The sequence below is a fragment of the Streptomyces sp. NPDC004111 genome (assembly GCF_042874215.1).
GTDB lineage: Bacteria > Actinomycetota > Actinomycetes > Streptomycetales > Streptomycetaceae > Streptomyces.
On sequence record NZ_JBIAMU010000012.1, the window covers coordinates 278,477 to 295,943 of the forward strand.

13 protein-coding genes and 1 tRNA gene are annotated in these 17,467 nt (G+C 69.8%); 3 read left to right on the forward strand and 11 right to left on the reverse strand.

Translation table 11 applies throughout. The annotated features are described in order from the left end of the window. Position 1: 1 nt before the first annotated feature. Together ACFYVL_RS24295 and ACFYVL_RS24300 are read right to left on the reverse strand one after the other, a co-directional pair. Positions 2–763: a transcriptional regulator gene (locus tag ACFYVL_RS24295; RefSeq protein ID WP_389248128.1), complete on the reverse strand. Its 762-nt coding sequence runs from the start codon at positions 761–763 to the stop codon at positions 2–4. Positions 764–872: 109 nt separating this feature from the next. Then, positions 873–945 (reverse strand) — tRNA-Leu (locus ACFYVL_RS24300). A 99-nt stretch (positions 946–1,044) separates the two neighbouring features. Between ACFYVL_RS24300 and ACFYVL_RS24305 the strand changes: the two genes are divergently transcribed. After that, complete coding sequence (locus ACFYVL_RS24305; protein WP_389248130.1) at positions 1,045–1,701, forward strand: ANTAR domain-containing response regulator; 657 nt, start codon at positions 1,045–1,047, stop codon at positions 1,699–1,701. A gap of 84 nt (positions 1,702–1,785) precedes the next feature. Here ACFYVL_RS24305 and ACFYVL_RS24310 read toward each other — a convergent pair whose 3' ends face one another. From ACFYVL_RS24310 to ACFYVL_RS24335, 6 genes are all read right to left on the reverse strand, one after another. Then, positions 1,786–2,502, reverse strand: a complete 717-nt coding sequence (locus ACFYVL_RS24310; RefSeq protein WP_389248132.1) for an ABC transporter ATP-binding protein — start codon at positions 2,500–2,502, stop codon at positions 1,786–1,788. Continuing rightward, on the reverse strand, positions 2,499–3,416 hold the full coding sequence (locus ACFYVL_RS24315; protein ID WP_389248134.1) for an ABC transporter ATP-binding protein: 918 nt from the start codon (positions 3,414–3,416) through the stop codon (positions 2,499–2,501). The genes ACFYVL_RS24310 and ACFYVL_RS24315 overlap by 4 nt, the downstream gene beginning before the upstream one ends. Before the next feature lie 5 nt (positions 3,417–3,421). Continuing rightward, positions 3,422–5,227 (reverse strand): branched-chain amino acid ABC transporter permease, encoded by a 1,806-nt coding sequence (locus tag ACFYVL_RS24320; protein ID WP_389248244.1) that lies wholly within the window; start codon positions 5,225–5,227, stop codon positions 3,422–3,424. 5 nt (positions 5,228–5,232) lie between these two features. Beyond that, entirely contained in the window at positions 5,233–6,162 is a 930-nt protein-coding gene (locus ACFYVL_RS24325) for a branched-chain amino acid ABC transporter permease (protein WP_389248136.1), read from the reverse strand. Positions 6,163–6,260: 98 nt separating this feature from the next. After that, positions 6,261–7,478: a branched-chain amino acid ABC transporter substrate-binding protein gene (locus tag ACFYVL_RS24330; protein ID WP_389248246.1), complete on the reverse strand. Its 1,218-nt coding sequence runs from the start codon at positions 7,476–7,478 to the stop codon at positions 6,261–6,263. 484 nt (positions 7,479–7,962) lie between these two features. Next, positions 7,963–8,367 (reverse strand): hypothetical protein, encoded by a 405-nt coding sequence (locus ACFYVL_RS24335; RefSeq protein WP_389248138.1) that lies wholly within the window; start codon positions 8,365–8,367, stop codon positions 7,963–7,965. Positions 8,368–8,580: 213 nt separating this feature from the next. Between ACFYVL_RS24335 and ACFYVL_RS24340 the strand changes: the two genes are divergently transcribed. After that, a complete protein-coding gene (locus tag ACFYVL_RS24340) occupies positions 8,581–10,518 on the forward strand; it encodes a Xaa-Pro dipeptidyl-peptidase (protein WP_389248140.1) in 1,938 nt (645 codons plus the stop codon). Between the two features lie 13 nt (positions 10,519–10,531). On the opposite strand, the gene ACFYVL_RS24345 is transcribed toward ACFYVL_RS24340, so the two are convergent. Both ACFYVL_RS24345 and ACFYVL_RS24350 read right to left on the reverse strand, forming a co-directional pair. Then, positions 10,532–10,993: a PaaI family thioesterase gene (locus ACFYVL_RS24345; RefSeq protein ID WP_389248142.1), complete on the reverse strand. Its 462-nt coding sequence runs from the start codon at positions 10,991–10,993 to the stop codon at positions 10,532–10,534. A 59-nt stretch (positions 10,994–11,052) separates the two neighbouring features. Further along, positions 11,053–13,332 (reverse strand): FdhF/YdeP family oxidoreductase, encoded by a 2,280-nt coding sequence (locus ACFYVL_RS24350; RefSeq protein ID WP_389248144.1) that lies wholly within the window; start codon positions 13,330–13,332, stop codon positions 11,053–11,055. Positions 13,333–13,477: 145 nt separating this feature from the next. Between ACFYVL_RS24350 and polA the strand changes: the two genes are divergently transcribed. Further along, a complete protein-coding gene (polA, locus tag ACFYVL_RS24355) occupies positions 13,478–16,237 on the forward strand; it encodes a DNA polymerase I (protein WP_389248146.1) in 2,760 nt (919 codons plus the stop codon). Positions 16,238–16,387: 150 nt separating this feature from the next. Here polA and ACFYVL_RS24360 read toward each other — a convergent pair whose 3' ends face one another. Next, on the reverse strand, positions 16,388–17,272 hold the full coding sequence (locus ACFYVL_RS24360) for a DUF4184 family protein (RefSeq protein WP_389248148.1): 885 nt from the start codon (positions 17,270–17,272) through the stop codon (positions 16,388–16,390). Between the last annotated feature and the right edge of the window lie 195 nt (positions 17,273–17,467).

A 17,467-nucleotide genomic window follows, 5' to 3' on the forward strand; every position in this document is an offset into this window, starting at 1 on the left:
GCTAGTACTTGGGCCCGACGTGGGCGTCCATGAGCGCCACGGACGCCCGTCGGGCCACGGAGATGTTGTACGGGTCGCTGCCGCGCGCGAGAGTGCTCCACTCCACGCCGACTTGCGTGAGGGTGTCCGAGCAGAGCGTGCGGATGTCGTCCGACTTCTGGGTGAAGAAGTAGCGCGGGTATTCGTAGCGCTTGCGCGTGCCGCACACCACCTTGGTTGTCCAGTTGATGATTCGGCATCCATCGGAGTGATAGAGACCCCGGATGAACTCCCAGGGGTGTTCGTCCACGATGCTCTGCTGCCACGGCGTCAGGACGATGCGCCGATCGTGCTTCTTTCCAGGTCCGTACTGCGGGAAAAGGTGGGGCCAACTGCGGCTGTAGCTCGTCACGTTGACGCACCCCTGTCGCTGGACGATGTAGACCTTGCTCTCGGGATGGACGTCTGTGATTGCCGTCCGGCACGCCTTGATGAGGCCGGGCCAGGCGTCGGCGCATGCGATGCGGAGGTGTTGGCCCTTGCCTCGCGGGTGATCGCTGATGCAGCCGTCGCCCAGATAGAGGCCGAGGAGGTAGGAGTACGCGACCGGGTCCGCCGGTGTGTCGCGGATCGGCGCCCCGGTGATGCGGGGGAGTGGTTCGACGCGGGTCTGCCAGGAGCGGATGGCAGACCGGGATATTCCGGTTTCCTCGCTCACGGAATTCAGACTGCGTCCTTGGGCGACGAGGGAGAGAACTCGCTTGCGCGTTGCCATGTCGTACACAGTGTCGATCTTGCGGGTGATCCCCTGGTGGGGCACGAAAAAGGCGACACGCTCACACGTCCGTGTGGTGTGTCGCCATTCTCACGCGACCTTGGAAAGCAAGGGAGAGTGCCCCGAGTCGGATTCGAACCGACGCTGTATGGGTTTTGAATCCATGGCCTCTTCCGCTGGGCTACCGGGGCTCCTTCGAAACGAAGGAAGGCGTGGACCCTCCGTGCCCTAACCATACCGCAGCTAGGTACGCTCATGGGAAGCCGTATCGCCCCGTATCGAGGAGCCCCGTGACCACCCCCGAGTCGCCCCAGCCGCCCGTCGCCGACGACGACAAGTCGCACGTTCCGCCGCTGACGACCCGTGTCGTCATCGCCGAGGACGAAGCCCTCATCCGGCTCGACCTCAAGGAGATGCTGGAGGAGGAGGGCTACTCGGTCGTCGGTGAGGCCGGGGACGGCGAGAAGGCCGTGGAGCTCGCCCGGGAGCACCGGCCCGACCTGGTGATCCTCGACGTGAAGATGCCCGTGCTCGACGGCATCTCGGCGGCCGAGCAGATCGCCGCCGAGTCCATCGCCCCCGTGCTGATGCTCACCGCCTTCTCGCAGCGCGACCTCGTGGAGCGGGCGCGGGACGCCGGGGCCATGGCGTACCTGGTGAAGCCGTTCAGCAAGAGCGACGTCGTTCCGGCGATCGAGATGGCCGTCTCGCGGTTCGCCGAGCTGAAGACGCTGGAGAACGAGGTCGCGGACCTCACCCAGCGGCTGGAGACGCGCAAGCTGGTGGACCGGGCGAAGTCGATCCTGCAGACGCAGTACGGGCTGACCGAGCCGGCCGCGTTCCGGTGGATCCAGAAGACGTCGATGGACCGCCGGCTGTCGATGCAGCAGGTGGCGGAGGCGGTCATCGAGGACGCCGAGGAGAAGAAGGCTGCGAAGGGGCAGTAGCCGGGCTCGTGACGAAGGGGCCCGGTCCGCGTGCAGCACGCGGACCGGGCCCCTTCGCCGTTGGTACGGGACGTGACGGCGGGGTCAGTCCTCGCCGAGGTACGCCTTGCGGACGGACTCGTCGTGGAGGAGGTGCTCGCCGGTCCCGGACAGGACGATCTTGCCGATCTCCATGACGTGGCCCTGGTCCGCGAGGGAGAGGGCCGCCTGGGCGTTCTGCTCGACCAGCAGGATCGTGGTGCCGGTGGAGCGGAGCTGGGCGATGGTTTCCATGATCTTCTGCATCATGATCGGGGAGAGGCCCATGGAGGGCTCGTCGAGCATGAGCAGTTTGGGCTGGGACATCAGGGCGCGGCCCATGGCGAGCATCTGCTGTTCGCCGCCGGAGAGGGTGCCCGCCGCCTGCTTCCTGCGTTCGCCCAGGATGGGGAAGAGGTCGTAGGCGCGCTGGATGTCCTTCTCGATGCCTGCCTTGTCGTTCCGGAGGAACGCGCCGAGCTGGAGGTTCTCGGTGATCGACAGGCGGGGGAAGATGTGCCGGCCCTCGGGGGAGTGGGCGAGTCCGAGGGAGACGATCTTGTGGGCGGGGATTCCGGTGAGGGGCTTCCCGTCGAAGACGATCTTTCCGGCGGTGGGCTTGAGGAGCCCGGAGATGGTGCGCAGGGTGGTGGTCTTGCCGGCGCCGTTGGTGCCGATGAGGGTGACCACTTCGCCTTCGTCGACGGTGAAGCTGATGCCCTTGACGGCTTCGATCTTGCCGTAGGAGACGCGGAGGTCCTCGACCTCCAGGAGGGCGGTCACTGGGTGTCTCCTTCGGTGCGGGTGGTGCGGGGTGCTTCGGCGTCGCCGTGGGCCTCGGCGGCGCTGTGGGCCTCGGCCTCCTCCACTTCGGCGGCCTCCTCGGCGCCGGGGGCGCCTTCGTAGGGGGTGCCGAGGTAGGCGGCGACCACGCGTTCGTCGGCCTGGACGACCTCGGGGGTGCCTTCGACGAGTTTCTGGCCCTGGACGAGGCAGGCGACGCGGTCGGAGAGGTTGAAGATGAACCGCATGTCGTGCTCGATGACGAGGACGGCGATGCCCTGGTCGCGGATGGCGAAGACGAGTTCTTCGGCCGCGCGGGTCTCCTGCGGGTTCATGCCGGCGGTGGGCTCGTCGAGGAGGAGCAGGCCGGGGTCGCTGGCGAGGGCGCGGGCGATCTCCAGCTTGCGCTGTTCGCCGTAGGGGAGGTTGCGGGAGAGGTGGTCGGCCTTGTGGGCGAGACCGGTGAACTCCAGCAGTTCCATGGCCCGTTCGTGGGAGGCCTGTTCGGCCTTCTTGAAGCCGGGGCCGCGCAGGAGGGCGGAGAGGAGGCCTTCCTTGGTGCGGGTGTGGCGGCCGACGAGGACGTTCTCCAGGACGGTCATGTTGGAGAAGAGCCGGATGTTCTGGAAGGTGCGGGCGATGCCTGCCTGGGTGACGAGGTGGGGCTTGGGCGGCAGGACGGTGCCCTTGTAGCTGACTTTGCCCTCGGTGGGGACGTACAGGCCGGTGAGGCAGTTGAAGAAGGTGGTCTTGCCGGCTCCGTTGGGGCCGATGAGGCCGACGATCTCGCCGCTGTTGACCTGGAGGTCGACGTCGCGGACGGCGGTGAGTCCGCCGAAGCGCATGGTGACGCCGCTGGCCTGGAGTACGGCGGTGGCGTCGTGGACGGCGGGGGTGGTGGCTGTGGTGGTCATGGTGTTCACGCCCCGGCCTTCGCGACGTCGGTGGTCGGGCCGGGCAGTTTTTCGTCCGGTACGGCCAGTTGGTCGTTCTCGTGGAATTCGAGTTTCTTGCGGCGGTCGGCGATGAGGCCCTCGGGCCGGAAGCGCATCAGCAGGATGAGGGCGAGTCCGAAGAGGACGAGCTGGTAGTCCTGCATGAAGGCGAGCTTGGCCGGGATGAGGTAGAGGAGTGCCGCGCCGATGAGCGGTCCCGCGATGGTGCCCATGCCGCCGAGGATGACGGCGGCGAGGAGGAACGCGGAGTTGGGGGCGACGGATCCGGCGAACTGGTACTGCTCGGGGGTGACGCTGTAGCCGAGGTGGGCCTGGACGGAGCCGGCGAATCCGGCGAGGCTCGCGCCGAGTGCGAAGGCGAGGAGCTTGAGGCGGAAGCCGTTGATGCCCATGGCGGTGGCGGCGGTCTCGTCCTCGCGGATGGCGACCCAGGCGCGGCCGATGCGGGACTGGGCCGAGCGGTGGAAGACCAGCACGGTGATGATGGTGAACAGCATCATCAGCAGGAAGTAGTTGGACGACCTGGTGAGGCTGAATCCGAGGATTTCGTGCTGGGTGCCGAGGTCGAATCCGAAGATGCTGAGGTCGGGCACGTTGGTGATGCCGTTGGATCCGTTGGTGACGTCGGGTCCGGTGGTGCCGTTGAGGTTGAGCACGGTGATGCGGAAGATCTCACCGAATCCGAGCGTGACGATGGCGAGGTAGTCGCCGCGCAGCCGCAGGGTGGGTGCGCCGATGATCACGCCGAAGATGAGTGAGGCCGCGGCGCCGGCCAGGGCTGCCGCCCAGAAGGGGAACTTGACGTCGAAGGCGGAGCTCGCGGTGCCGGAGACGAGGGCCGCGGTGTAGGCGCCGACGCCGAGGAAGGCGACGTATCCGAGGTCGAGGAGTCCGGCGAGGCCGACGACGACGTTCAGGCCGAGGGCGACGGTGGCGAAGATGAGGACCTGGGCGCCGATGAGGGCGTACTGGTCGTTGGTCTGTGTGAAGGGGAAGCAGGCCGCGGCGACCAGGGCGGCGATCATGGCGACCTTGCGGTGCCTGCCGGTGAGCTGGCCGATGCGGCGGGGCAGGCCCGCCTTGTTGATTCCGGCGAATCCGAAGCCGACGGTGATGAGGAACCCGATGAAGAGTTCGGGGTACTCGATGTCGATGCCGTAGGCGAAGACGAAGAGGCCGAGGGCGAAGACGACGCTGATGAGGAGGATCTCGGCCCAGCCGGAGAGCTTCTTGGCGGCGCTGGGAGCGGGTGCCTTGAGGCTGCGGCGGAAGCGGGCCCAGAAGGTGGTGGCTGCTTCCTCGGTGTACGGGTCGTTGGGGAGTGCGAAGGCGCCGAGGGTGGCGATGAGTGCGCCGACGCCGGAGATCCAGGCGCCCGGGTCGAGGTTGATCAGGCCGCCGAGTACGACGGAGATGGCGCCCATGGTGAAGCCGGTGGTGCCGAGGGCGGCGAGGGCGAGCAGTCGTACGGGGCTGTTGGTGCCGCCGGGGGTGAGCCAGCGCAGTCCTTTGACTCCGTACCCGGAGAGGGTGAACAGGAGGGTGAGGAGGGCGGTGGCGAGGGTGAGGGTCTGGAGGCCGCCGGGGTAGCCGGTGACGGTGAGGTTGCCGGGGAACTCCTGGCTCCAGGTCCAGGGGAGGAAGGTGCCGACGAGGGCGAGGGCGGCGCCGGCCAGTGTGGTGGCGCGGGCGGCGGTGGGGGGCAGCGGGACGAGCGGTGCCGAGGTGTCGGCGGTGTGGTCGCTGCCGGGCTTGGTGGTGTTGGTCATGGTGGTCACGCCCGATCCGCGACTCGTTCGCCCAGCAGGCCCTGGGGCCTGACGAGAAGGACGAGGATGAGCAGGCTGAAGGCCCAGACTTCCTTCCAGCTGCCGCCGCCGAAGAGGCTCATGCCGGGGATTTCGGCGATGTAGCCGGTGGCGAGGGCTTCGGCGACGCCGAGGACGAGTCCGCCCAGCATGGCGCCGTAGATGTTGCCGATGCCGCCGAGGACGGCTGCGGTGAAGGCCTTGAGGCCGAGGAGGAAGCCCATGCGGAAGCTGACCTGGCCGCTGTGGAGTCCGTAGCCGACGGCGGCGACGGCGGCGAAGGCCGCGCCGATCGCGAAGGCGGTGACGATGATGCGGTCGGTGTTGATGCCCATGAGCTTGGCGGTGTCGGGGTCCTGGGCGGTGGCCTGCATGCCGCGGCCGGTGCGGGTCTTGTTGACGAAGAGCCCGAGAACGATCATGGAGATCGGTGCGGCGATGAGCAGGAAGAGTCCACCGGGCAGGATGTTGGCGCCCAGGAAGCTGAAGGCGCCGCCCTCGAACTGCGGGAAGGGGTGGTCCTTCTTCGCGTCGGGGTACCACTGCCAGACGAGTTGCTGGAGAACGATGGAGAGCCCGATCGCGGTGATCAGGGGGGCCAGCCGTGGTGCGCCTCGCAAGGGCCGGTAGGCGAAGCGTTCCGCGGTTGTCGCCACGGCGACGGAGACGACGATTCCGCCGAGGATCATGAGCGGGATCGCCGCACCGAGGGAGAATCCGGTGGGCAGTATCAGGTAGACGGTCAGTGCGCCGAAGCCACCGACCATGAATATCTCGCCGTGGGCGAAGTTGATGAGCTGGACAATGCCGTAGACCATCGTGTAGCCGATCGCGATGAGACCGTACATCGCGCCGAGGATGAGTCCATTGGCCAGCTGTTGCGGCAGTTCGTGCACCGCAGGGCCTCCGTCAGTGGTTCGGAATATGGCACCGCGCGGGAGCGCTGATGGCGCGCCCGCGCGGTCTGGGGGTGACGCGTGGTGCGGCGGCCGGATTACGGCTTGTACGCCTCGCTGAACTTCGGCTTCCAGGCGCCCTTTTCGATCTGGTAGGCGGTCATCATGGTGTTGGTGGTGTCGCCGAACTCGTCGAAGGAGACGGGGCCGGTGACGCCGTCGAACTTGACCTTGGCCATGGCGTCGAGGACCTTGGTGCGCAGGTCGCCGGGGACCTTGCCGCCGTTGTCGGCGACGGCGATCTTGACGGCTTCGATGATCGACCAGGTGGCGTCGTAGGTGCCGCCGCCGTAGGCCTCGTAGCCCTCCTTGTAGCCGGCCGCCTTGTAGTCGCTGATGAACTTCTTGGCGGAGTCGAGCTGCTCGACGGGCTTGCCGACGGAGGTGGCGAGGTCGCCCTCGGCCTTCTTGTTCAGCTTGGGGAACTCGGCGCTGTAGATGCCGTCGCCGCCCATGAGCGGGATGTTGGTGCCGCCGTCCTTGAGCTGCTGGCTGAGCGGGCCGGCCGCGGGGTACTCGCCGCCGTAGTAGAGGGCCTTGGCGCCGGCCTTCTTGACCTTGGTGACGACGGCGTTGAAGTCGCGGTCCTCGGGGTTCACGTGGTCGGTGCCGACTATCTTGCCGCCGAGCTTGGTGAACTGGTCCTTGAAGGACGCGGCGAGTCCGGCGCCGTAGGTCTTCTGGTCGTCGATCAGGTAGACCTTGTCGATCTTCGCGGTGGAGAAGAGGTACTTGGCCGCGAAGGCGCCCTGGACCTGGTCGGTGGTGGCGGTGCGGAAGAAGGTGGCGAAGGGCCGCTTCTTGTCGCCGGTCTTCCAGCCGTCGCCCTGGGTCAGTTCGGTTCCGGTGTTGGCCGGGGAGACCTGGGTGAGCTTGGCGTCGTTGAGGGGCTTCTGCATCGACTGGGAGACGCTGGAGTTCAGCGGGCCGACGACGCCGACGACGTCCTTGTTGCTGATGAACTTGGCGGCGTTCTGCTGGCCGACGGAGGGCTGGGCCTGGTCGTCGAGGGGCTGGGTGACGAATTCGACGCCGGGGACGGTGTTGCTCTTGTTGGCCGTCTTGGCGGCGAGGTCCGCGGAGTTGCGGATGCCGAGGCCCAGTGCGGAGAGGTCGCCGCTGGTGGGGGAGTCAACACCGATGACGACCTTGGTCTTGCCGCCCTTTTCACCGCCGCCGCCACCGTTGTCGTCGCGGGATCCACAGGCGGTGAGGGTCAGTGCTCCGGTGGTGAGCACTGTGGTGAGGATGAGCAGAGAACGGTGTCGCACGAAGGGGTCCTTTCCCTGGCGCGGCCTCCTCGGCACGAGGAGAGCCGAGTTGATCGCCGGGCCGTACTCGGGAGTTGCTGAGAGGTGCTGTGGCGACGCGCCCGGCGGCGCGGTGACTGGCCGTGACTCTAAGCGCAGGCGGAGGCGGCGGGGAGCGGCGTGCACAGGATGTGACGCTCTTGTTATGCCGTGGCCAGGGGCGGGGGGAGCAGGTGGGGTTTTTCGGACCTTTCCGCAGGGGCGCGGAATCTCGAATACCGGGAATTCCCAGCTGAGTTAAGGGGCTTGGGGTGTTCATGGTGCTGACAGTCCGGTATGCGGACATCTTGTGTGCGGGGGGTTTGGGGGGTATTTCGCAACGCCCTGGAATGGGTGGTTCCACTTCTCGCAAGTGTTACGCTGTGTAACTTTTTCGCGGCATGCGGACGGTAAATCCCGGAGAACGGTCACTGTCCGGCGGGGCGGGGGGTCAGTGCCAGGGGTTCCCGGTGGGCGTTCCGTTGCGGTATCGCTCGGTGCAGTCGTGTGTGGTGCGGTCGGTGATGAGCTTCTCGGCCGCCGCGTCACCGGCGCGTTCGCGCTCCTTGCGGGCGGCTGCCATGACTGCTACGACGATGTCGTTCGTGCCGTTGGAGAGCCCTTCCTTCATGAAGTCGCCGGTGCCCCGTCCGGCGAGCCGCTCGCGCACCCAGTGCGCGGTGATCTCCGAGCAGATCCGGGCCGGCGACTTGGTGGTCGGCGGCGGGAAGGAGGGGGTCGCGGCGGGTGTCGGCAGGGCCGTGTTCGTACCGCTGTCGCAGCCGGTCAGCAGGGCCGCTGCGGTGAGCGCGGTGAGGAGAGCGGTGACGACGGCGGACGTGCGCTTCGGCTCCATCTCCTCAAGGTAGGACGGCGGTTGGAATGCGCAAGATTCCGCGCCGCGGTTGCGTACCGGCCCTCGGGGGCGGCGCGGGCCGGGTGGTGCGGACGCGGCGGGTGTGCGGCCGGCCGGGGGTGTGCCCTCTGGTGCGGCGGGGGCGGGAGCGGTGGAATGTGCGGTGCGCCCCGCGCGTGATCGTCACCCACCCGTGCCCCTGGAGGCTGCCCGATGGCGAGACCGAACGGAACACGCACCAGAGCATCGCACGTACGCAAGTGGGGGACGGCGGCGCTCGCCGCCTCCCTGCTCGCCGCGCTTCCCGCGCGGGCCGCCGCGCAGGACCCGCCGCCCGCGCGGGAGACCCGGCCCGCGCTGAAGATCGTCGACAACACCACGCAGCCGGTGTTCTCGCGCGCCGACGCCGTGTACCAGCTGGTCGACGTCGAGACCGAGGCGGACAGCGACAACGACGGCAGGCGGGACACCGTACGGATGCGGATCCTGCGGCCCCGGGAGACCGACGCCGGGCTGAAGGTCGCCACGATCATCGAGGCGAGCCCGTACTGGGGCGGCGGCCCCGACGTGCCGTTCCACAACGTCGACCTCGACGAGGACGGCCTGCCGCTGGACGGCCGGCGGCTCCGGGCAGCCGCCCGGCAGCCCTCACTGGCCGCCGCGGGCCCGGTGACGTACGGCGGCTACTACGACAACTACTACCTGCCGCGCGGCTACGCGGTCGCCGAGGTCGACAACGTCGGCACGGGCGCCGCCACCGGCTGCTCCACCTCCGGCGGGCGCAACGAGACCCTCGGCGCGAAGGCCGCCGTGGACTGGCTGGCCGGACGCGCCAGGGGCTGGGACCCGGCCGGGAAGCCGGTCTCCGCGACCTGGTCGACGGGCAACTCCGCGATGATGGGGATCTCGTACAACGGGACGCTGCCCACCGCCGTCGCGTCCACCGGCGTCAAGGGCCTGAAGGCGATCGTGCCGATCTCCGGGATCTCCTCCTGGTACGACTACTACCGGGCCGGCGGCGGGGTCGTCGCCCCGGGCGGCTACCAGGGCGAGGACACCGACATCCTCGCCAAGGGCGTCACCAGCCGGACGAACCCGGAGGTCTGCGCGCCGGTCCACGACGCGCTGACCGCCCGGCAGGACCGGACGAGCGGGGACTACGGGCCGTTCTGGCGGGAGCGGGACTACCTCAAGGACGTCGCCAGGATCAAGGCCGGGGTCTTCGTCGTCCACGGCTTCAACGACTGGAACGTGAAGACCAAGCAGTCCCTCCAGCTGTGGGAGGCGCTGAAGAGGAACGGGGTGCCGCGCAAGATGTGGCTGCACCGGGCCGGGCACAGCAACCCGATGCCGCTCCGGATGGAGGAGTGGCTGCGCCAGACCCACCAGTGGTTCGACTACTGGCTGTACGGGCTGAGGAACGGTGCGCTGGACGAGCCGAAGGTGGATGTCGAGCAGGCGGACTTCAGCTGGCAGCGGCAGTCCGACTGGCCGGCCCGCGGGACCCGTGAGCAGACGCTGCGGCTGAACGCCGACGGGCTGTCCGCCCGGCCGGGGCCGCCGGTGAAGCAGTCGCTGACGGATGCGGGCCGCACCGTGAAGGCCGAGGAACTGGTGGCCGCGCCCGACGGGACGAACCCGAACCGGCTGGCGTACACGACGGGCGCCCTCGCGAAGGACCTGCGGATCAACGGGGTGCCGAAGGTGTCGGTGCGTGCCTCGCTGGAGGGGACCTCGCCGTACGTGACGGCGCTGCTGGTCGACTACGGGAAGGACACCCGGGCGACGGCGGGCCTGGTGGCGGACACCTCGCAGCCGCAGGTCTGCTACGGGCAGGGCATCCCCGGCGACACCGGCTGCGCCTACCGGACCAGGCACCGCACCGAGAGCGCCGACTTCAAGATCGTGTCGCGGGGCTGGCTGGACGCCCGCAACCGCAACTCCCTCTCCCGCCAGGACAGGGTCGTGGAGGGCCGGGAGTACGGGCTGAGGTGGGAGATGCAGCCGCAGGAGTACGTCTTCAAGAAGGGGCACCGGCTGGGCGTGGTGCTGATCTCGACGGACTACGACTACACCCTGCGCCACCCGGCCGGGACACGGATGACGGTCCGGGCCGGGGTGAGCAGTGTGACGCTGCCGGTCGGGAGGTGACCGGCGGCCTTAGTCAGGCCGTGGGGACGTCGCGCAGCATGCAGGTCAGGCGGGCCGTGCAGACCCGCTTGTCCTGCTCGTCGGTGATGACGATCTCGTAGGTGGCGGTGGAGCGTCCGCGGTGGACGGGGGTGGCCACACCGGTCACCAGTCCGCTGCGGGCGCCCCGGTGGTGGGTGCAGTTGAGGTCGACGCCGACGGCGAGCTTGCCGCTGCCGCCGTGCAGCATGGCGCCGACCGATCCCAGGGTCTCGGCGAGCACCGCCGACGCGCCGCCGTGCAGCAGTCCGTACGGCTGGGTGTTGCCCTCGACGGGCATGGTGCCCACGACGCGGTCGGCGGACGCCTCGACGATCTCCACACCCATCCGGGTGCCGAGGTGCCCGGCGGAGAACAGCGCGGGGAGGTCGACGCCGAGGGCTGCGTACTCGTCGACGACTTCCTGCGGGAACTTCACTTGCGACTGCTCACCCATGGGCGGGGCTCCGTTCGATGCGCGTCCGGGTCCATCACTGACACTCGCTAAGCAAACGCTCAGCCGGTCGGTGATTGTTCCAGACGCACGACGACGGACTTGCTGGCGGGGGTGTTGCTGGTGTCGGCCGTCGCGTCCAGCGGGACCAGGACGTTGGTCTCCGGGTAGTAGGCGGCGGCGCAGCCGCGGGCGGTCGGGTAGTGCACCACCCGGAAGCCGGGGGCGCGGCGCTCGACGCCGTCCTTCCACTCGCTGACGAGATCGGCGTACGAGCCGTCGGCGAACCCGAGTGCGCGGGCGTCCTCGGGGTGCACCAGCACGACGCGGCGGCCGTCCTTGATGCCCCGGTAGCGGTCGTCGAGACCGTAGATGGTGGTGTTGTACTGGTCGTGCGAGCGCAGCGTCTGCAACAGCAGCCGCCCGGCCGGGAGTTCGGGGTACTCCACGGGTGCGGCGGTGAAGTTGGCCTTGCCGGTGGCGGTGGGGAAGCGGCGCTCGTCGCGCGGGCCGTGCGGGAGGGTGAAGCCGCCGGGGCGGGCCACCCGGGCGTTGAAGTCCTCGAAGCCGGGGACGACCCGGGAGATCCGGTCGCGGATGGTGGCGTAGTCGCGCTCGAACTCCTCCCACGGGGTGGCCGAGTCCTCGCCGAGGGCGGCGCGGGCCATCCGGGCGACGATGGCGGGCTCGGACAGCAGGTGCGGGCTCGCTGGCGGCAGGTTGCCGCGCGAGGCGTGCACCATGCTCATCGAGTCCTCGACCGTGACGAACTGCTTGCCGCTCTTCTGGACGTCCTTGTCGGTGCGGCCGAGCGTGGGCAGGATCAGCGCCCGGGTGCCGGTGACGACGTGCGAGCGGTTGAGCTTGGTCGACACGTGGACGGTGAGGCGGGCCCGGCGCACCGCCGCCTCGGTGACGTGGGTGTCGGGGGTCGCGGCGACGAAGTTGCCGCCCATGGCGAAGAACACCTTGGCGTCGCCGTCGCGCAGCGCCTGGATGGCGCGCACCACGTCGTACCCGTGGTGGCGCGGCGAGGTGATGCCGAATTCCTTGTCGAGGGCGTCGAGGAAGGCGGGTGCGGGCCGCTCGAAGATGCCCATGGTGCGGTCGCCCTGGACGTTGGAGTGGCCGCGCACCGGGCAGACCCCGGCTCCGGTGCGGCCGATGTTGCCGCGCAGCAGGAGGAAGTTGACGACCTCGCGGATGGTCGGCACCGAGTGCTTGTGCTGGGTGAGGCCCATCGCCCAGCACACGACGACGCGCCGGGACTCCAGGACCATGCGCAGCGCGCGCTCGATGTCGGTGCGCGCCAGTCCGGTCGCGGCCAGCGTCTCGTCCCAGTCGGCGGCCTTCGCCGCCGCCGCGAACTCCTCGTACCCGTGGGTGTGCTCCCGCACGAACAGTTCGTCGACGCCGCCCTCGGTCTCAAGGATCAGCTTGTTGAGGAGGCGGAAGAGGGCCTGGTCGCCGCCGAGGCGGATCTGCAGGAAGAGGTCGGTGAGGGCGGTGCCCCTGAGCATGCCCTGCGGGGTCTGCGGGTTCTTGAACTTCTCCAGGCCCGCCTCGGGCAGCGGGTTCACCGAGATGATCCGCGCGCCGGCCCGCTTGGCCTTCTCCAGGGCGGACAGCATGCGCGGGTGGTTGGTGCCCGGGTTCTGCCCGGCGACGACGATCAGGTCGGCCCGGTGCAGGTCCTCCAGGGAGACGCTGCCCTTGCCGATGCCGATGGTCTCGGTCAGCGCGGAGCCGGACGACTCGTGGCACATGTTGGAGCAGTCGGGCAGGTTGTTGGTGCCGAACTCGCGGGCGAAGAGCTGGAGCAGGAACGCCGCCTCGTTGCTGGTGCGGCCCGAGGTGTAGAAGACGGCCTCGTCGGGGGAGGACAGCGCCTTCAGTTCGCCGCCGATGAGCTCGAAGGCACGCTCCCAGGTCACCGGCTCGTAGGTGTCCGAGCCCTCCGCCAGGTACATCGGCTCGGTGATCCGGCCCTGCTGGCCCAGCCAGTACCCGCTGCGCCCGGCCAGCTCGGAGACCGGGTGGGCGGCGAAGAACGCGGGGGTGACCCGGCGCAGGGTGGCCTCCTCGGCGACCGCCTTCGCCCCGTTCTCGCAGAACTCGGCCCGGTGCCGGCGGTCCTCCTCCGGCCAGGCGCAGCCGGGGCAGTCGAAGCCGTCCTTCTGGTTGACCTTGAGGAGGGTGCGGGCGGTGCGCAGGGTGCCCATCTGCTGGTGGGCGGCGCGCAGCGTGTGCGCGACGGCGGGCAGGCCGGCGGCGGCGTGCTGGGGGGAGGCGACCTGCGGCGCGTCCTGGACCGGGTCCCCTGCGGGCGGCTTCGCTGCCATGGCGCTCCCCTTCGAGCGGTGGTTCCTCGCATCGGCGTACTGCGTCTTCGATCCTGTCACGGACCACTGACAGTGAACCCGCCGGGGGCGCAGCGTGAACGGTTCGCGGACCGAATTGTCAGTGGCGCCGCCTAGGATCGGGGGCGTGGCAAAAACAGCAGCGAAGACCGCAGAAAAGACCCCCTCCGCCGGAGGCGGCAAGGAGAACGGAGCCGCCGGGGCGCGCCCCCGCCTGCTCCTCATGGACGGGCACTCCCTGGCCTACCGTGCGTTCTTCGCGCTGCCCGCGGAGAACTTCACGACCGCTTCCGGCCAGCCGACGAACGCCATCTACGGCTTCGCGTCGATGCTCGCGAACACCCTGCGTGACGAGGCGCCCACGCACCTGGCGGTGGCGTTCGACGTGTCGCGCAAGACGTGGCGCTCGACGGAGTTCCCCGAGTACAAGGCGAACCGCTCCAAGACCCCCGACGAGTTCAAGGGGCAGGTCGAGCTGATCGGGGAGCTGCTGGACGCGATGCACGTCGACCGGTTCGCCGTCGACGGCTTCGAGGCGGACGACGTGATCGCCACGCTCGCCACGCAGGCCGAGGAGGCCGGGTTCGACGTACTGATCGTGACCGGCGACCGGGACTCCTTCCAGCTGATCACCGAGCACGTCACCGTCCTCTACCCGACCAAGGGCGTCTCCGAGCTGACCCGCTTCACCCCGGCCAAGGTCGAGGAGAAGTACGGGCTGACCCCGCAGCAGTACCCGGACTTCGCGGCGCTGCGCGGCGACCCGTCCGACAACCTGCCCGGCATCCCCGGCGTCGGCGAGAAGACCGCCGCGAAGTGGATCAACCAGTTCGGTTCGTTCGCCGACCTGGTGGAGCGTGCCGAGGAGGTCAAGGGGAAGGCCGGGCAGAACTTCCGGGACCACCTGGACGCGGTGAAGCTCAACCGCAAGCTCACCGAGATGGTGCGCGACGTGGAGCTGGCCAAGGGCCCCGCCGACCTGGCGCGCGCCCCCTACGACCGCGACGCGGTGGCCGGTGTGCTGGACGTGCTGGAGATCCGCAACCCGTCGCTGCGCGAGCGGCTGTACGCGGTCGACCCCGGCGCGGCCGAGGAGGAGGCGGTCGCCCCGGCCGCCGGCATCGAGCTCGACGGGGCGGTGCTGGCCGCCGGCGAGCTGGCCCCGTGGCTGGCGGAGCACGGCGCCCGGCCGCTGGGCGTGGCCACCGTCGACACCTGGGCGCTGGGCACCGGCAACGTCACCGAGGTCGCCCTCGCGGCGGCCGACGGCAAGGCCGCCTGGTTCGACCCGGCGGCGATCGACGAGGCCGACGAGAAGGCCTTCGCCGGCTGGATCGCGGACCCCGAGCGCCCCAAGGTGCTGCACAACGCCAAGGGTGCGATGCGGGTCTTCCCCGAGCACGGCTGGCAGGTCGCCGGGGTCACCATGGACACCGCGCTCGCCGCGTACCTGGTGAAGCCGGGCCGCCGCTCCTTCGCACTGGACGCGCTGTCGGTGGAGTACCTGGGCCGCGAGCTGGCACCGGCGGCGGTCGCCGAAGGTCAGCTGGCGTTCGGCTCCGAGGAGGACGACCGGGCCGAGGCGGACGCGCTGATGACGCAGGCGCGCACCGTCCTGGACCTGGGCGAGGCCTTCGACGCGCGGCTGAAGGAGGTCGGCGCCGCCGAGCTGCTGCACGACGTGGAGCTGCCCACCTCGATCCTGCTGGCCCGCCTGGAGCGGCACGGCATCGCCGCCGACCGGGCCCATCTGGAGTCCATGGAGCAGCAGTTCGCGGGTGCCGTGCAGCAGGCGGTCGGCGAGGCGCACGACGCGGCGGGGCGCGAGTTCAACCTCGGCTCGCCCAAGCAGCTCCAGGAGATCCTCTTCGGCGAGCTGGCGCTGCCCAAGACGAAGAAGACCAAGACCGGGTACACCACAGACGCGGACGCGCTGGCCTGGCTGGCGGCGCAGACCGAGCACGAGCTGCCGGTGATCATGCTGCGTCACCGGGAGCAGGCCAAGCTGCGGGTCACCGTCGAGGGCCTGATCAAGACGGTCGCCGCCGACGGCCGCATCCACACCACCTTCAACCAGACGGTCGCGGCCACCGGACGCCTGTCCTCCACCGACCCCAACCTGCAGAACATTCCGGTCCGCACCGACGAGGGCCGGGCGATCCGCCGCGGGTTCGTCGTCGGCGAGGGCTACGAGTGCCTGATGACGGCCGACTACAGCCAGATCGAACTGCGCGTGATGGCCCACCTCTCCGAGGACGAGGGCCTCATCGAGGCGTTCAGGTCGGGCGAGGACCTGCACACCACGGTCGCCTCCCAGGTGTTCGGGGTGGAGCGCTCCGCGGTCGACGCCGAGATGCGCCGCAAGATCAAGGCGATGTCGTACGGGCTGGCCTACGGGCTGTCCGCGTTCGGTCTGTCCCAGCAGCTGAACATCGACGCGGGCGAGGCGCGCGGCCTGATGAACACCTTCTTCGAGCGGTTCGGCGGGGTGCAGGACTATCTCCAGCGCGCCGTGGAGGAGGCCCGCGCGACCGGGTACACGGAGACGATGCTGGGCCGCCGCCGCTACCTGCCCGACCTCAACAGCGACAACCGCCAGCGCCGCGAGATGGCCGAGCGGATGGCGCTCAACGCCCCGATCCAGGGCACCGCGGCCGACATCGTCAAGGTCGCGATGCTGAAGGTGGACGCGGCGCTGGAGAAGGCCGGGCTGACCTCGCGGATGCTGCTCCAGGTGCACGACGAAATCGTGCTGGAGATCGCGGAGGGCGAGCGGGAGCGGGTCGAGGAGATCGTCCGCCACGAGATGTCCTCGGCCGTGGAACTGCGCGCCCCGCTGGACGTCTCGGTGGGCGTGGGCGCCAACTGGGAATCCGCCGCCCACTGACCCCCCGGGTCACCAGGCCCCGCCCCCGCCCCCTTGGGCGGCGGGGCCGCCCCCCGGGGGCGGAACGGGCGGGCAAGGGGGCGGCCCCCGGCGGAGCCGCACGCACCCCGCCCCGGACGCCCCCGGCACCCGAACCCCTCCCGCCCCGCCCTACGGCACCCGCACCCGTTCCGCCCCGACCGTCTCCCGCCCCCACCACCTCACCAGCCCCGCATACAGCACAAGCCCCACCATCAACCCCGCCCCCGCCCCGAAGCAGATCGTCGGGATGTAGTCGAACGGCCGCAGCGGCACACTCTGAGCCGCCGCCCACCGCACACACCGCTGCACCGCCCCCACCACCGCGCACCCCAGCAGCAGCCCGCCCCCGGCCACCCGCCGCCGCACGTCCAGCAGCGGTACTTCACCCGGCCCCGCACCTTCACCCGGCCCCACGCCTTCACCCGGCCCCACGCCTTCACCCAGCCCCGCACCCCCGCCCCCCTGCCGCCGCAGCGCCGTCAGCAGGAACCAGCCGAGCCCGAGCGCGGCCAGCGCCGAAGTCCCGTACTGCGCGTACGTGTAGAGCGGAAACCCCGCGACGACCTGCCCGAGTACCGGGAACAGTTCCATGCCGAGCCGCCCCGGGTGCGTGAAGAGGTCCCACGCCACGTGGGTCAGCGCCCCCACCACCGCCGACAGCACGAACTTCCCGGCCAGCGCCGCCGACCCCCGCTCCCAGCGCTCCCCGCGCACGAACCCGTACACCCGTCCCTGCATGCGGCGCGGCAGCAGTGCCACCAGGGGTGCCCGCACCAGCAGCCACAACCCCACCAGCAGCGCCGCGCACAGCACATCGACGGTGAGGATGCCCGGCACCGAGTGCGTGAGACCGCCGAACTCCATGCCGCCGGGGACGCCGGACGCGGCGTAGTACGTCAGGTCGGGCGCGAAGGAACCGGCCACCAGCGCCGACGCGAGGAAGGGGCCGCGTCCGGTGCCGCTGCGCCGTATCCCGGGCAGCACGGCCGCGGCATGGCTGAGTGTGAAAGGCACCCTTGTCCCCCTGATGGCATCTGCTGCGCACGTGACCGGTTGTGATCAATAACGCTCAGTATGCGGGACCGTTGGGGCCGGTCTTTCAGGAGTTTCTCAGGTGTCGAACTGGTGAAAAGCACCCAGAACCCTGTGTTCGGCCGCCGAGAGTTGTCGTAGTGTCACGTGGGTCGTCGCGCTGGGGAGCGCGCACTG

Excerpts from the sequence above, each read along its gene's own strand:
- ACFYVL_RS24315 (WP_389248134.1), bottom strand. The coding sequence starts at position 3,416 with ATGACCACCACAGCCACCACCCCCGCCGTCCACGACGCCACCGCCGTA.
- ACFYVL_RS24320 (WP_389248244.1), bottom strand. The coding sequence starts at position 5,227 with ATGACCAACACCACCAAGCCCGGCAGCGACCACACCGCCGACACCTCG.
- ACFYVL_RS24335 (WP_389248138.1), bottom strand. The coding sequence starts at position 8,367 with ATGGAGCCGAAGCGCACGTCCGCCGTCGTCACCGCTCTCCTCACCGCG.
- ACFYVL_RS24340 (WP_389248140.1), top strand. The coding sequence starts at position 8,581 with ATGGCGAGACCGAACGGAACACGCACCAGAGCATCGCACGTACGCAAG.
- ACFYVL_RS24345 (WP_389248142.1), bottom strand. The coding sequence starts at position 10,993 with ATGGGTGAGCAGTCGCAAGTGAAGTTCCCGCAGGAAGTCGTCGACGAG.
- ACFYVL_RS24350 (WP_389248144.1), bottom strand. The coding sequence starts at position 13,332 with ATGGCAGCGAAGCCGCCCGCAGGGGACCCGGTCCAGGACGCGCCGCAG.